7 protein-coding genes are annotated in these 15,201 nt (G+C 68.1%); 4 read left to right on the top strand and 3 right to left on the bottom strand.

Features of this window, described 5'->3' with window-relative positions; translation table 11 throughout:
- Positions 1-231: 231 nt before the first annotated feature.
- Entirely contained in the window at positions 232-1,407 is a 1,176-nt protein-coding gene (locus ASG43_RS14395; RefSeq protein ID WP_056506271.1) for a putative zinc-binding peptidase, read from the bottom strand.
- Positions 1,408-1,642: 235 nt separating this feature from the next.
- Here ASG43_RS14395 and ASG43_RS14400 point away from each other — a divergent pair, with 235 nt between their 5' ends.
- The 4 genes from ASG43_RS14400 to ASG43_RS14415 all read left to right on the top strand — a co-directional run bounded on the left by ASG43_RS14400 (position 1,643) and on the right by ASG43_RS14415 (position 9,556).
- Entirely contained in the window at positions 1,643-4,960 is a 3,318-nt protein-coding gene (locus ASG43_RS14400) for a transglutaminase family protein (RefSeq protein ID WP_056506276.1), read from the top strand.
- Positions 4,957-7,395 carry a circularly permuted type 2 ATP-grasp protein gene (locus ASG43_RS14405; RefSeq protein ID WP_244488104.1) on the top strand — a complete coding sequence of 813 codons (2,439 nt, stop codon included), beginning with the start codon at positions 4,957-4,959 and terminating at the stop codon, positions 7,393-7,395. Before ASG43_RS14400 ends, ASG43_RS14405 begins: the two co-directional genes overlap by 4 nt.
- A complete protein-coding gene (locus tag ASG43_RS14410) occupies positions 7,392-8,300 on the top strand; it encodes a transglutaminase family protein (protein ID WP_056506279.1) in 909 nt (302 codons plus the stop codon). Before ASG43_RS14405 ends, ASG43_RS14410 begins: the two co-directional genes overlap by 4 nt.
- An 86-nt stretch (positions 8,301-8,386) precedes the next feature.
- A complete protein-coding gene (locus ASG43_RS14415) occupies positions 8,387-9,556 on the top strand; it encodes a GGDEF domain-containing protein (protein ID WP_056506282.1) in 1,170 nt (389 codons plus the stop codon).
- Positions 9,557-9,575: 19 nt separating this feature from the next.
- Here ASG43_RS14415 and glgB read toward each other — a convergent pair whose 3' ends face one another.
- A complete protein-coding gene (glgB, locus tag ASG43_RS14420) occupies positions 9,576-11,822 on the bottom strand; it encodes a 1,4-alpha-glucan branching protein GlgB (RefSeq protein ID WP_082490919.1) in 2,247 nt (748 codons plus the stop codon).
- Positions 11,819-15,097, bottom strand: a complete 3,279-nt coding sequence (gene treS / locus ASG43_RS14425; protein ID WP_244488114.1) for a maltose alpha-D-glucosyltransferase — start codon at positions 15,095-15,097, stop codon at positions 11,819-11,821. Before treS ends, glgB begins: the two co-directional genes overlap by 4 nt.
- Positions 15,098-15,201 lie beyond the last annotated feature (104 nt).

Consider the following 15,201-nt stretch of genomic DNA (forward strand, 5'->3'; position numbering starts at 1 on the left):
CATCGCAGGCCGGCCGACGCCCGTGCGGATCGTCGTGCCGCGCTCCGCGCCGTCGTCCCTCGTCCGCCGCGCCGGTCTCCCGCCTCGCGGGAGGCAGGGTCGATGCTGGACGGGGGACCCTTTCGCGAACGATGTCGCCATCGGCCGTTGAACGACTAAGTGGCGCAAGGACCGGCTTTGGCACGCCCGAGCCCGCCGCGATCTTGCGTCACGGGCATCGGATTTGCCGGATCAGGCCGCGACCGTGTCCGGCCGATCGCCGACCTCGACCGAGCCTTCGGGGATCGTCCCGCCCGTGTCCTCGACAGCCTGTTCCAGGCCGGTCCTCGCCTTGCCCGAGCCGACACGGCCGTGCACGAGATCGTGGATGAAACCGATCTTCTGGATCACCTTCGGCGACAGGATGAACGGATAGACGTCCTTCTGGCCCATCGAGCGGTTGAGCGAGTTCAGCGCGGAGGACAGTGCGTACCAGGCCTCCGAGATCTGCTCGATCGTCGTCGTCGTGTCGAAGACCTTGAAGTCGAGCTCCGTCGTCAGGATCCCCTCCCGGTCGAGGCGCGGATGCAGCGTGATGCCCCAGGAGCCGCCTGTCTCCAGCGAGTCGACGATGTGGAGATAATGCGCCCAGGTCTCGGCGAAGTCCTCCCATGCGTGCGAACCGGCATAGGCCGAGACGTAGTCCTCCTGCCAGTCGGGCTTCGGCCCGTTGGCGTAGTGACGCTTCAACGCCTCGCCGTAATCCTCGGTGTCGTCGCCGAACACCGCGCGGCACGCCTCGAGGACGCCGCCGTCGCGCACGAGCCGATCCCAGTACCAGTGGCCGACCTCATGGCGGAAGTGGCCGAGCAGCGTGCGGTAGGGTTCGCCCATGGCCGTGCGCCGGCGCTCGCGCTCGGCATCGTCGGCCTCGGCAAGCGAGATCGTGATCAGACCGTCCTGGTGACCGGTCAGAACCTTTTCGGAACTGGCGGGATCATCGCTGAGAAATTCGAAGGCGAGGCCCTCCGGATGCTCCGCTCGGCCCGGCAGCGGGAGTTCGAGCCGCAGCAGCGTGTAGATCAGCCGCTGCTTGGCGAATTCCATCCGCTGCCAGAGCATCATGTTCTCGGGCTTGGACAGATCGGGAATGACGCGGTTGTAGCGTGAGGCGAGCGACAGGCGCTCCGGACTGTCGGCCGGCAGCAGCCAGTTACAGACGGCGTATTCGTAATTGGCGCAATACTTCCACTTCGACCCGTCCGCCTTTCGGCCGACCGAGACCCAGAAGCCGGTCTCGGGATCGGGATCGAGGGCGATCATCCGGTTCGACAGGGGCTCGTAGCCCAGCGAATGGCCGCAGCGCTCGCACTTCGTGTTGTTGAAAAACACGACGTTGTCACAGGACGGACACGAGAAAAGCTTCATCGAAAAAGGCTCTCAGGGCGGCACGGAGCCGGCGCGTATGTGTTTGCGGCTAATGCAAGGCGGAAATGTCGGTTCCGCCAAAGGCGTGTGCGTTGCAAAAATACTTTGACAGATGGGCTCCGGGGACGGTCTCTATCGGAGGGTCGGGCAAGCCTCTAAGGTCCGGCCCGAGCCGCCGCCCTGCCGCGGGTCCGCTGCGCATCGCAGCAGGCCCGTCGCCGACCGAAGAGTGCCGATGTCGATTCTCGCAGCCGTTCATCACGTCACGCACTACACCTACGATCGTCCGGTGGGCCTCGCGCCCCAGGTCATCCGCCTGCGTCCTGCGCCGCACTCTCGGACGCGCGTGCCTTCCTATTCGCTGAAGGTCACGCCCGAGAACCATTTCGTGAACTGGCAGCAGGACCCCTTCGGCAATTACCTCGCGCGGTTCGTGTTTCCGGAGAAGGCGACGGAGTTCAAGATCGAGGTCGACCTGACGGCCGACATGACGGTCTACAATCCGTTCGACTTCTTCGTGGAGGAATATGCCTCCGCTTGGCCGTTCCAGTACGAGGACGGGCTGAAGACCGATCTTCTCGCCTATCTCGGCGCGGAAGAGGCGGGGCCGCTCCTCGCGACCTTCCTGCGCGATCTCGACCGGTCGGAGACGCACACGGTCGACTTCCTCGTCGGGCTGAACCGCCTCCTGTCGCAGAAGATCAATTATCTCATCCGCATGGAGCCGGGCGTGCAGACGCCGGAAGAGACGCTGGAGCGCAGCTCCGGCTCCTGCCGCGACACGTCCTGGCTGCTCGTCCAGGTGATGCGCCAACTCGGCTTCGCCGCGCGGTTCGTGTCGGGCTACCTGATCCAGCTGAAGCCCGATCTCGTCGCCCTCGACGGCCCCGCCGGCACGACGGTCGACTTCACCGACCTCCATGCCTGGGCCGAGGTCTACCTGCCGGGCGCCGGCTGGATCGGCCTCGATCCGACCTCGGGCCTCATGACCGGCGAGAGCCACGTGCCGCTCGCCGCCACCCCGCACTATCGCTCGGCCGCCCCGATTTCGGGCGCGGTGGATTATGCGGAGGTTGAGTTCGCCTTCGAGATGACGGTCGAGCGCATCGCCGAGCGGCCCCGCGTCTCCGCGCCCTTCGACGACGAGAGCTGGGCGGCGCTCGACGCGCTGGGCGAGGCGGTCGATGGGGAACTGGCCGCCAACGACGTGCGCCTCACCATGGGCGGCGAGCCGACCTTCGTCTCCATCGACGACTTCCAGGCCGAGGAGTGGAACGCCTCCGCGACCGGGCCGGCCAAGCGCGCGCTCGCCGACGACCTGATCCGCCGCCTGCGCGAGCGCTTCGCGCCCGGCGGCTTCCTCCATTACGGCCAGGGCAAGTGGTATCCCGGCGAGACGCTGCCGCGCTGGACCTTCTCACTCTACTGGCGCCGCGACGGCAAGCCGATCTGGCGCGACGTGAACCTCGTCGCCCGCGAGACGGCCGAGACCGGCGTCACCGTCGCGGACGCGGAGATCCTCGTCCGGGACGTCGCCGCCACGCTCGGCGTGCCGGCGGACAATGTCGCGCCCGCCTTCGAAGACCCGTCATACTGGCTGGTGCGCGAGGCGCAGCTGCCCGAGAACGTCGAGCCGACCGATTCCAAGCTGGAGGACCCCGAGGAGCGCCTGCGCCTGTCGCGCGTCTTCGACCGCGGCCTCAACAAGGTCTCCGGCATGGTCTTGCCGATCCAGGCCTGGCAGAGCCAGGCGCACGGCATCCGCTGGATGTCGGAGCGCTGGGGCACGCGGCGCGGCCACATCTTCCTGACGCCCGGCGACAGCCCTGTCGGCTATCGCCTGCCGCTCGGCTCGCTGCCCTATCTCGCCCCGGCGCGCTATCCCTATACGCATCCGGCCGATCCGACCGAGCCGCGCGGTCCCCTGCCCGATCCCGAGGATCTCGGCCGCGACCAGCGGCGCATCGAGGCCCACGACACCCCCACCTGGTCGCCGCCGATGCAGGTGAACCAGGAGATCTTCGGCTCCGTCCGCACCGCGCTGTCGGTCGAGCCGCGGGACGGCCGGCTCTGCGTCTTCATGCCCCCGCTGGAGACGGTGGAAGCCTATCTCGACCTTCTCGCCGCCATCGAGGCCTCGGCCGAAGATCACGGCCTGCCGATCGTCGTCGAAGGCTACCCGCCGCCGCATGATCCGCGCATCAACGTCGTTCGCGTCGCGCCCGATCCCGGCGTCATCGAGGTCAACGTCCACCCCGCCTCGTCCTGGAAGGAGTGCGTCTCGATCACGCGCGCCGTCTACGAGGAGGCGCGGCAGTCGCGGCTCGGCACCGACAAGTTCATGATCGACGGCAAGCATGCCGGAACCGGCGGCGGCAACCATGTCGTCGTCGGCGGGGCGACGCCGAACGATTCGCCCTTCCTGCGCCGGCCCGATCTCCTGAAGTCCTTCGTGCTGCACTGGCAGCGCCATCCCTCGCTGTCCTATCTGTTCTCGGGCCTGTTCGTCGGCCCGACCAGTCAGGCGCCGCGCGTCGACGAGGCACGTCACGACCAGCTTTACGAGTTGGAAATCGCGATGGCGCAGGTGCCCCTGCCGGGCGAGGGCCCGCCGCCCCTGCCCTGGCTGGTCGACCGGCTCTTCCGCAACCTCCTCGTCGACGTCACCGGCAACACGCACCGGTCCGAGATCTGCATCGACAAGCTCTACTCGCCGGACGGCCCGACGGGCCGCCTCGGGCTCGTCGAGTTCCGCGGCTTCGAGATGCCGCCGGACGCGCGCATGTCGCTCGCCCAGCAGCTGCTCATCCGCGCGCTCGTCGCCAAGTTCTGGAAGGAGCCGCAGACCGGCCGCTTCGCGCGCTGGGGCACCACGCTCCACGACCGCTTCATGCTGCCGGCCTTCCTCTGGCAGGATTTCCTGGAGGTGCTCGCCGATCTCGGGCGTTCGGGTTTCCCGATCCGTCCCGAATGGTTCGAGGCGCAGTCCGAGTTCCGCTTTCCCTTCTGCGGGAAGATGGAGCGCGGCGGCGTCGAACTGGAACTCCGCCAGGCGCTGGAGCCCTGGCACGTCATGGGTGAGACCGGCGCCATCGGCGGCACCGTGCGGTTCGTGGACTCTTCGGTCGAGCGGCTTCAGGTGAAGCTCTCGAACTTCGATCCCGGCCGCCACGCGGTCACCTGCAACGGCCGCACCGTGCCGCTGACGCCGGTCGGCAACGGGCGCGACGCGGTGGCGGGCGTGCGCTTCAAGGCGTGGCAGCCGGCATCGGGCCTTCATCCGACGATCCCGGTGCACGCCCCGCTGACCTTCGACATCTACGATCGCTGGTCGAAGCGCTCGCTGGGCGGCTGCGTCTACCATGTCGCCCATCCCGGCGGGCGCAACTACGACACCTTCCCCGTCAATGCCAACGAGGCGGAGGCGCGCCGGCTCGCGCGCTTCGAGGAGCTCGGCCACACGCCGGGCCACTTCGAGCCGCTTCGCGAGGTGCCCGATCCGTCCTTCCCGATGACGCTCGACCTCAGGCGACCGTCCGGCCTGGCGCTTTGAGCGCCAGCCCGGCCAAACCGGCGCGGGCGGCGGCCGGCAAGGAAACGCTCGCCGCGTTCCTGTCGGCCTATCGCCGGCAGCCCGGCGTCTATGACGAGATGCTGGACGAGGCGGGCGCGCTTCGTCCGCACTACCGCCCGCTGATCGAAGCGCTCGCCGCGATGGCTCCGGCCGAGCGTGCGGCGCGCTTTCGCTCGTCTCGACAATATCTGCGCGAGGCCGGCGTCTTCTACCGCGTCTATGGCACGGGCGCGACGGAGGACGACCGCGGCTGGCCGCTCGCCCATCCCGCCCTCGTCATCGATTCCACGGAATGGACCGCGCTCGAAGCCGGCCTCGTCCAGCGCGCGAGCTTCCTCGAAAAGCTCGGGGGCGATCTCTACGGCACGCGCGCCCTCATCGCCAAGGGCCGCCTTCCCGCCGCTCTCGTCGGGCGCAATCCGGAATTCCTGCGCCCGCTCGGCCGCCAGGGCCTGACGGGCAAGCCCCTGATCCGCTTCATCGCGGTCGATCTCGGCCGCGGCCCGGACGGGCGCTGGTGGGTGCTCGGCGACCGGACGCAGGCGCCGTCGGGCGCGGGCTTCGCGCTGGAGAACCGCGTGGCGACCTCCAGGGCCTTTCCCGAGATCGCCGCCAGCCTCAAGGTCCAGCGCCTCGCCGGCTTCTTCGGCAAGTTCCGCGATTCGCTCTTCGCCCTCAACGGCCGGGGCGCCCAGCCGCGCATCGGCCTCCTGACGCCCGGCCCCGCCAACGAGACCTATTTCGAGCACGCCTACCTCGCGCGCTATCTCGGCTTTCTCCTGCTGGAAGGCGGCGATCTCGTCGTCCACGGCAGCTCCATCGAAGTGCGCACCGTCGATGGTTTCAAGCCGCTGCGCGTTCTCTGGCGCCGGCTCGACGCCGATTTCGCCGATCCGCTGGAGCTGTTCCCGAAGAGCTATATCGGCACGCCCGGTCTCGTCCGGGCGGTGCGCTCGGGCGAGGTGGAGATCGTCAACGCGCTCGGGTCCGGCATCCTCGAAACGCGCGCGCTGATGGCCTTCCAGCCGAGTTTGGCCGAGGCGCTGATCGGCGGCGGCCTGACCTTGCCGACCATCGCCACCTGGTGGGGCGGCGACGCGGCGGCGGCGGCGCATCTGAAGGCCGAGGCCGAGCGCCTGTCGCTGGACAGGGCGTTCCCGCAGGGGGCGAGCGCGCGCGGACCGGTCCTGCAAAGCCAGGACGAGCTGCGGCAAAGCCTCGATCTCGACGCGCTGGGCGTCGTCGGCCAGGAGGTCGCGGCGCTTTCCACCGCCCCGGTCTTCGTCGGCGATCGTCTGGAGGCGCGGCCGGTCGCGCTCCGCGTCTTCCTCGCCCGCGACGAGGATGGCTGGCACGTCATGCCGGGGGGCTTCGCCCGCGTGGCGGACGCGACCCGAGCCACCGCCGTCTCGATGCAGGCGGGCGGGCGCTCCATCGACGTCTGGGTCTCCTCCGAGACCGAGGCGAAACCGGTGACCCTCCTCGGGCCGCCGCAGGCCCGCTTCATGCGCCGCGTACCCGGCGCGCTTCCCGCGCGCGCGGCCGACAACCTCTATTGGCTCGGACGCTATGCCGAGCGGGCCGAGGTCGCGACGCGGCTTCTGCGCCTTTACGCGGCCCGCGCCTCGCTCGCCCGCCCGGGCCTTCTCGAAACGGAGGTGAAGACCCTTCTCGCGACCCTGGGCGTCGACGTCGCCGCGCCGAAGCCGGCGGCGGGGCTGCTCACCCTCGTCAAGGGCGCCTTCGACATCGCATCGCGCATCCGCGACCGCTTCTCGCCGGACGGCTGGCGCGTTCTCGGCGAGATCGTGGAGCTCCTGTCCGAAAGCCTGGCGAGCGAGGCGGAGGACGACGCGGACCTCTCCGACGTCACGAGCGCGGTCCTGACGCGCCTTGCCGGCTTTACCGGCCTCGTGCGCGAGAACATGTATCAGTTCGCGGGCTGGCGCTTTCTCGCCTGCGGGCGATCGATCGAGCGCGGACGCGCGACCGCCGGCGTCGCCTCGCGCATCCTGGGGACCGACGCACCGGAGGGTGCGTTGGAAGCGCTGCTCGAATTCGTCGACAGCCGCGTGACCTACCGCCGGCGCTATTCGGTGACGCTCTCGCCCCAGACCGTGCTCGATCTGTCCGTGCTCGATCCTCTGAATCCGCGCTCGGTCGCCTTCCAGGTGAACACGCTGAAAGAGACGATCGGGCAATTGCCGGGCGTCCAGCCCGGCGCTTCGCTCGACCAGCTCTCGCGCCGCGTGGCGCGCCTGCAGGTCCGTCTCGCCACCGCCGGACCGGTGGAGGTCGACCAGGCGTTCCTCGATCGCATCGCGGGCGATCTCGGCGAGATTTCCGATCTCCTGACGCAGCGCTACTTCGCGGCGGGGCCGGACACGGCGGTCTCGGGACTGGACCACGAATGATCTACGACATCACGACGAAGTTCGGCTACCACTACCCTTCGGCCGTCAAGGATGCCCGGCATATCCTTCGCCTTCGACCGCGCGAGACCCGGCGCCAATGCGTCCTCTCGAAGCTCGTCAAGGTCGACCCGGAACCGGACGAGCGCGTGCGCGAGACCGACTTCTTTGGCAACGGGGTCGATCACCTGCGGCTCTACCGGCCGCACGAGACGCTGAAGATCGAGATGCGCGCGCGGGTCGAAACGCGGGCGAACGCGCCGGACCTCGGCGGCACGCCCGACCTTGCGGCCCTCCGCCGGACCGCGCTCCTCTGCCGGGACACCGGGGCGCTCAGCCCGGTGCATTTCCTCGGCGCCAGCCGGATGCTGCCGTGCTCGCCGCTCGCCACCGCCTTCGCGCGCGAGCACCTGCCCGATCCGGACGAGCCCGCCGGCCCCGCCATGCTGCGCCTCACCAAGGCCATGTACGAGGCCTTCACCTACCAGTCGGGATCGACCACGATCGAGACGCCGGTCGAGACCGTGATGGAAACGCGCAAGGGCGTCTGCCAGGATTTCGCCCATGCGATGATCTCCGGCCTTCGCGGGGTCGGCGTTCCCGCGGCCTATGTCTCGGGCTTCCTGCGCACCCTCCCCCCGCCCGGCCGGCCCCGCCTAGAGGGCGCCGACGCCATGCATGCCTGGCTCGCCGTCTGGCTCGGCGACGAGGCCGGCTGGATCGGCTTCGACCCGACCAACGGCGTGGCGGCGGCAGGCGACCATATCGAGGTCGCCATCGGCCGCGACTATGCGGATGTCGCACCGATCGGCGGCGTCATCGTCACGTCGGGTCCGCAACGCTCCACACACTCCGTCGATGTCGCGCCGCTCGAGGATGCGACGCCGGAAGCCGTTGCGATCTCTTAACCATCGAGGACGCTTCGGCCTTCTTGGTAAGGGAACATTGTACTGTCTCCTGCAGGATCGGGCGACCGCAGGAACCGAAGCGCCCGATGCAGATCGACATCCCCACCCTTTATCTCCTCACGGTCGGCACGCTGTGCGTCGGCGCGGCGATGACCGTGTGGGAGCGCTCGGCGCAGGTTCGCCGCTCCCGAGAGCTCGGCATCTGGGCCTGCGGCTACCTCGTCCTCGCCATCGGCTGCGTGATCATGATGCAGCGCGCCCGCTTTCCCGGAATCTGGGGGCCGACGCTGACGAATGTCGTCATGGTCACGGGCTATCTCACGCTGCTGCACGGCATCTGGCGTCTCGACGGCAAGACGGGGCGATGGCTGCCATCGCTTCTGATCGTGGCGGCGGTGGGCTCGGCGTGGTTGCTGCTCGGATCGCGTTTCACGGGACTGCTGTGGAACTACGTGAGTTCCATCCCGGTGGCCCTGGTCTCCGGCGGCATGGCCATCGCGCTGGCCCGGAGCCGGACCGTTCGCGGGCTGCGATCGCGTCCGGTGGCGATCGCAATTTCCGCGATCCACGCGCTCTTCTACATCGGGCGCGCGGTGGCCCTTCCCGTCCTCGTCTCGGTCTATGGACCGGACGTCCTCACGATCGCCGCGCGGATCACGATGATCGAGGCCGTGCTCTATTCCGTGGCGATGCCCATGGCCTTCCTGGCGCTGGTGCGCGAGGAGAGTCAGGGCGACCTCCTCAAGGTGTCGCAGACCGATTATCTCACCGGCCTCGGCAACCGGCACGCCTTCTTTGAGCGCGGAGGCGTCGTTCTCGGGGAGCACCGCGACCGCCGGCCGGTGACGCTGCTCGCCTTCGATCTCGATCACTTCAAGGCGATCAACGATCGTCATGGCCATGCCGTCGGCGACGAGGTCTTGAAGCTGTTCGCACGGATCGCCCGCGACGAGGTCGGCGTCAATGCGGTTCTGGCCCGGCTCGGCGGCGAGGAGTTCGCCGCCCTTCTGCCCGGCATTAGCGCGATCGGCGCGCGTGGTCTGGCCGAACGCCTGTGTCGCCGTTTCGCGGACACGGCGGCCCGTCCCGACGGTCTCGGCCTCTGCGCGACCGTCAGCATCGGTCTCGTCGAGGCGACCGGCGATGGACGCGCGCTGCCGGAGCTTCTCTCCGCCGCCGATCGCGCGCTCTACACGGCCAAGTCGCTCGGCCGCAATCGCGTCGAGTTCGCCCCGCCGGTGGCCGCGGCGGCCTGAGCCGCCGCAGATCCGCCGCTCACCCCGCGACGAGCACGATCGTCGCGAGCGGCGGCAAGGTCAGCGACAGCGAATGGGAGCGCCCGTTCGCGCCGATCTCGTCGGCCGCGCGCGACCCCATATTGCCGGTGTTGGTGCCGCCGTAGATCTCGGCATCGGTGTTGAGACGCTCCGTCCAGTGACCGCCATGCGGCACGCCGACCCGGTACTCGTGGCGCACGATCGGCGTGAAGTTGGAGACGACGAGCACCGATCGCCCCTCGGCATCCTTGCGCAGGAAGGCGATGACGCTCTCGGCCTCGTTCTGCGTGTCCACCCATTCGAAACCCGCGGGATCGCAGTCGAGCTGATGGAGCGCCGGAATCTCCCGGTAGAGCGTGTTGAGATCGCGCACGAGGCGCTGCACGCCCTGATGCTGCGGCTGGTCGAGAAGATGCCAGTCGAGCGAATAATCGTGCGCCCACTCGCCCTCCTGCGCGAACTCGCCGCCCATGAAGATCAGCTTCTTGCCGGGATGCGTCCACATCCAGCCGAAATAGGCGCGAAGATTGGCGAACTTCTGCCAGCGGTCGCCCGGCATCTTGCCGAGCAGCGAGCCCTTTCCGTAGACGACCTCGTCGTGGCTGAGCGGCAGGATGAAGTTCTCGGAATAGGCGTAGACCATCCCGAACGTCATGTGGTGGTGGTGGTAGCGCCGGTTGATCGGGTCTTCCTGCATGTAGTGCAGCGTGTCGTGCATCCAGCCCATGTTCCACTTGAAGTGGAAGCCGAGACCACCGGCATAGGTCGGGCGGGACACGTCGGGAAAGGCAGTGGATTCCTCGGCATGGGTCGAGGCCTTCGGATAAAGCGCGCCGACGCGCTCGTTCGTATCCTTCAGGAAGGCGATGGCTTCCAGATTCTCGCGTCCGCCATGGATGTTCGGCTCCCATTCCCCGTGCTTGCGCGAATAGTCGAGATAGAGCATCGAGGCCACCGCATCGACGCGCAGGCCGTCGATGTGGAACCGGTCGAGCCAGTAGAGCCCGTTCGAGACGAGGAAGTTCTTCACCTCCGTGCGCCCGTAATCGTAGATCAGCGTGTTCCAGTCCTGGTGGAAGCCGCGCCGCGGATCGGGATGCTCGTAGAGAGCCGTGCCGTCGAAGCGCGCGAGCCCGTGAACGTCGGTCGGGAAATGGCCGGGCACCCAGTCGAGGAGCACGCCGATGCCGGCCTGGTGCAGGGCATCGACGAGGCGCGCGAACCCTTCGGGCGAGCCGAAGCGGGAGGTCGTGGCGAAGAGGCCGATCGGCTGATAGCCCCAGGACCCGTAGAACGGATGCTCGGACACCGGCATCAGTTCCACATGGGTGAAGCCCATGTGCTGGACGTAGGGCACCAACTGTCCGGCGATCTGGTCGTAGTCGAGGATGGAATTGCCGTCGCCGCGCCGCCAGGAGCCGAGATGCACCTCGTAGATCGAGATCGGCTTGGAGGCGTCCTGCCAGTCGGCGCCATGCGCCTGGAAGTCCACGTCCTTCCACTCGTGGCGCACGAGCCCCTCCACGATCGACGCCGTCGAAGGGGCCTGCTCGTGGTAGAACCCGACCGGGTCCTGCTTCAGCGGCTGGAGGTCGCCGTGCACGCCCACCACCTCGAACTTGTAGATCTCGCCGCGCCCGATGCCGGGCACGAAGAGCTCCCAGGCGCCGCAATCGTGGCGGAAGCGCATGACGTGGCGCCGTCCGTCCCAACCGTTGAAATGGCCGACGACGGACACGCGCTGCGCATCCGGCGCCCAGACGACGAAGCGCACGCCCGAAACGCCCTCCATCTCGAACGGATGGGCGCCGAAGGCTTCGTAAAGTCGGTTGTGGGTGCCCTGCGCCAGAAAGTAGGCGTCCTGTTCGCCGAGGATGGGTCCGAAGCGATAGGTGTCCTCCTCCTCCCAGGTGATGCCGCCGTGGGAGAAGCGCAGGCGATAGGGGGAGCCGCGGGTCAGAGACGGCACGAGGCCGGCATAGAACCCCTCCTCGACGCGATCGAGATCGGAAAGCACCGCGCCCTTCGCGTCGATCACCTGGGCGGTCTCGGCGCCCGGTCGAAACACGCGAACGAGGAGCCCACCTTCGGCGGCGTGCGGCCCGAGCAGCGAGAAGGGATCGCGATGGCGCCCCTCGATCAAGGCCCGCACGGCGCTTTCGTTCGGCACGTGCGCGTTCGGGACGACGGTGTCGGCCTGCGGCCCCGTGGTCGTGTCGGCAGCGCGGCTGGGTGTCATGCTCATGAGAGGACCTGTCGGTTTTCGAGGAGCGTGGTGATGCCGCGCAGGGGGATGGAGAGCCAGGTCGGACGGTTGGCCGCCTCGTATTTCAGCTCGTAGAACGCTTTCTGAAGGAGGAAGAGGTCGAGCAGGCGGCCCGCCTCGTCCCCCGCGGCATCGATGCCCGAAGCCTCGCTCCAATGGGCGAGGAAGGAGCGCGAGACGTCGGCCTTCCAGGTTTCCGCGATCGTGGACAGTTTTTCCAGTGTCGCATCGGTCGCCGGACCCGCTTTGTCGAGGGCGGCGAAGGCGGCATAGTCGAAGGAGCGCAGCATGCCCGCGACGTCTCGGAGCGGCGAGGACTTGGCGCGGCGCTCCTCCAGCGGCGCACCCGGCTCACCCTCGAAGTCGAGGATGACGACGTCGTTCTTGGAGACCAGCACCTGCCCGAGATGGTAGTCGCCGTGGATGCGCGTGCGCTGTCCCGAAAGGCTCGAAGCCGTGAAGCCGTCGAACCAGTCATGGATCGCGCTGCGCGCCGCGACGAGGCGCGACGCGTCGGCCGCCAACTGCTCCGTCCCGTAGGAGCCGAGCCGGGCAAGGACGTCGAGCGCGCTGTCCGCTTCGGCCCTCGCCCCTTCGACAAATGTCGACAGGGACGCCGCGTCGATCGGCTCGGGATCGAAGTCCGGATCGCCGGTGACCGTCGCCAGCGCCCGATGCATCTCGCCGGTTCGCCGGCCGATGATGTTGCCGGCGTCGATCCGCGTCTGGAGCGGAACGCCGCCTTCCGGTTCGGCCGCATCGCCCATCGTCTCGGCCAGCGGCTCCGTGGCATAGGCGTTGTCGCGAAGGTAGCGGGCGAGCCCCTCCGTAACGACCGTCCAGGCGTCGCCCTGGTTCTCCACCCGCTGGAAGAGCGCGGCGACCGCCGCGCGCGTTCCATCCGCCCGTTCCAGCTCGACCGAGCCGAGAAGCGCGGGCGCGGCGGTGAAATCGGTCTTCTCCGTAAGGAAGCGCGTCACCTCCAGTTCCGGCTGGATGCCGTCGCGCAGACGCCGGTAGAACTTGAGGATGCCCGTCGTGCCGATCGCGACGGAGGTGTTCGACTGCTCGCCGCCGAGCGGAGCGATCGTCTCTGCCGGTTCGGCCGCCGCCGCCGCCAGGGCCTCCGCCGCGCTCGCCGAGGCGTGGACGTGAAGCTTCGACGCGCCGAGGTCGAGATCGTCCCCCTTGGCGATCATGTCGACGAAGATCTTCGAAAGCGAGGCGTCGCGCGTGCCGTCGATGATCACGCCGAGCTTCGGCCCCTGGCGCAGCTTCATCAGCGTATAGGGAAGATTCGGCCGATTGGCGGGCGCCTGCGGCTCGCCCCAGCGCGCCGACAGCGGCAGGAAGTAACGGCGCTCGCCGGCCCGCGTCTTCATCACGGCTTCGGCGAGAAGATGGCGCGGCTCGCCCGGAGCGGGCGCGCCGAGCACCACGAAATCGGCCGTCGCCTTGCCCTCGTCCTTGCCGGAATACCAGCGCTGGCCGCCGACGAACTGCGGCAGGACGGTTTCGATCTCGCGCCTGTTCTGGGCGTTCAGCGTCGTCTTGAGGTCGCCGAGGATGACGACGGTCGAGAATTCCGGCAGCGGCTCGGGAACGGGCCGGATCAGCGGTCCGCCGAGCGAAGCGCCGGAAACGTCGAACCAGAAGAAGCCAAAGGCCGGCAGCGTCAGGACGTAGGGCGCTTCGCCGATCGCCGGGAAGGGCGAGAGGCCGAGCATCTCCACCGGGGCAATCCCCGCGAAGGCCGATAGGTCGAGTTCGACCGCCTGCGCGGTCGAAGACAGGTTCGCGACGCAGAGGATCTTCTCCTCCTTGTGCTCGCGCAGGTAGGCCAGCACCTTCCGGTTGGACGGGTAGAGGAACGAGATCGTGCCACGCCCGAAGGCCTCGCGGGTGCGTCGAACCTGCACGAGCCGGCGGGTCCAGTTGAGCTGGCTCGCGGGATTGTTCGACTGCGCCTCGACGTTCACCGCCTGGAAGCCGTAGATCGGATCCTGGATCGGGGGCAGATAGAGCCGCTGCGGGTCGGCTCTGGAGAAGCCGCCGTTCCGGTCGGCCGACCATTGCATCGGGGTGCGCACGCCGTCGCGGTCGCCGAGATAGATGTTGTCGCCCATGCCGATCTCGTCGCCGTAGTAGAGCGTCGGCGTGCCCGGCATCGACATGAGGAGCGCATTCAGAAGCTCCACCTTGCGCCGGTCGTTGCCCATCAGGGGCGCAAGCCGGCGGCGGATGCCGAGATTGATGCGCGCGCGCGTGTCGGCGGCATAGGTCGACCAGAGATAGTCGCGCTCCTCCTGCGTCACCATTTCGAGCGTCAACTCGTCATGGTTGCGCAGGAAGATCGCCCATTGGCAGTTCTCGGGAATCTCCGGCGTCTGGCGCATGATGTCGGTGATCGGATGCCGGTCCTCCTGCGCCAGCGCCATGTACATGCGCGGCATCAACGGGAAGTGGAACGCCATGTGGCATTCGTCGCCCTCGCCGAAATAGGGACGCGTGTCTTCCGGCCACTGGTTCGCTTCGGCGAGCAGCATGCGGTCGGGATAGTGCTTGTCGAGGTCGGTGCGGATCGCCTTCAGGACGACATGGGTCTCGGGAAGGTTCTCGTTGTTGGTGCCCTCGCGCTCGACGAGATAGGGGATCGCGTCGAGCCGCAGCCCGTCGACGCCCTTGTCGAGCCAGAAGTGCATGACGTCGAGCACCTCCTCCAGAACCTTGGGATTGTCGAAGTTGAGGTCCGGCTGGTGCGAGAAGAAGCGGTGCCAGAAATACTGGCCCGCCACCGGATCATAGGTCCAGTTGGAGGTCTCGGTGTCCGTGAAGATGATGCGGGTGAGGTCGTAGCCCTTGTCGTCGTCGGCCCAGACGTAATAGTCGCGCTCCGGCGAGCCCTTCGGCGCGTTGCGCGCGGCCTGAAACCAGGGATGCTGGTCGGAGGTGTGGTTGATGACGAGTTCGGTGATGACGCGGAGCCCGCGCTTGTGCGCTTCCTCCACGAAGCGCTCGAAATCCTCCATCGAGCCATAGGACGGATTCACCGAGCGGTAGTCGGCGATGTCGTAGCCGTCGTCGCGCAGCGGCGAGGGATAGAAGGGCAGGAGCCAGATCGCGGTGACGCCGAGGCCGCTGATATAGTCGAGCTGCGTCAGCAGCCCCGCGAAATCGCCGATGCCGTCGCCGTTCGAATCCACGAACGTCTTGACGTGAAGTTGGTAGATGATCGCGTCCTTGTACCAATCCATCGCCGCCGGATTGGGGCCGGCGGTCGGATCGGTGGGCGTGAGGGCGACGTGCTCGTTCATGACGACTCGCTTGCTTGATCGAAGGACGATTTCAGGTCTGACGG

Origin of the sequence: Aureimonas sp. Leaf454 (assembly GCF_001424685.1) — a bacterium.
In the GTDB taxonomy this organism is placed as follows: domain Bacteria; phylum Pseudomonadota; class Alphaproteobacteria; order Rhizobiales; family Rhizobiaceae; genus Plantimonas.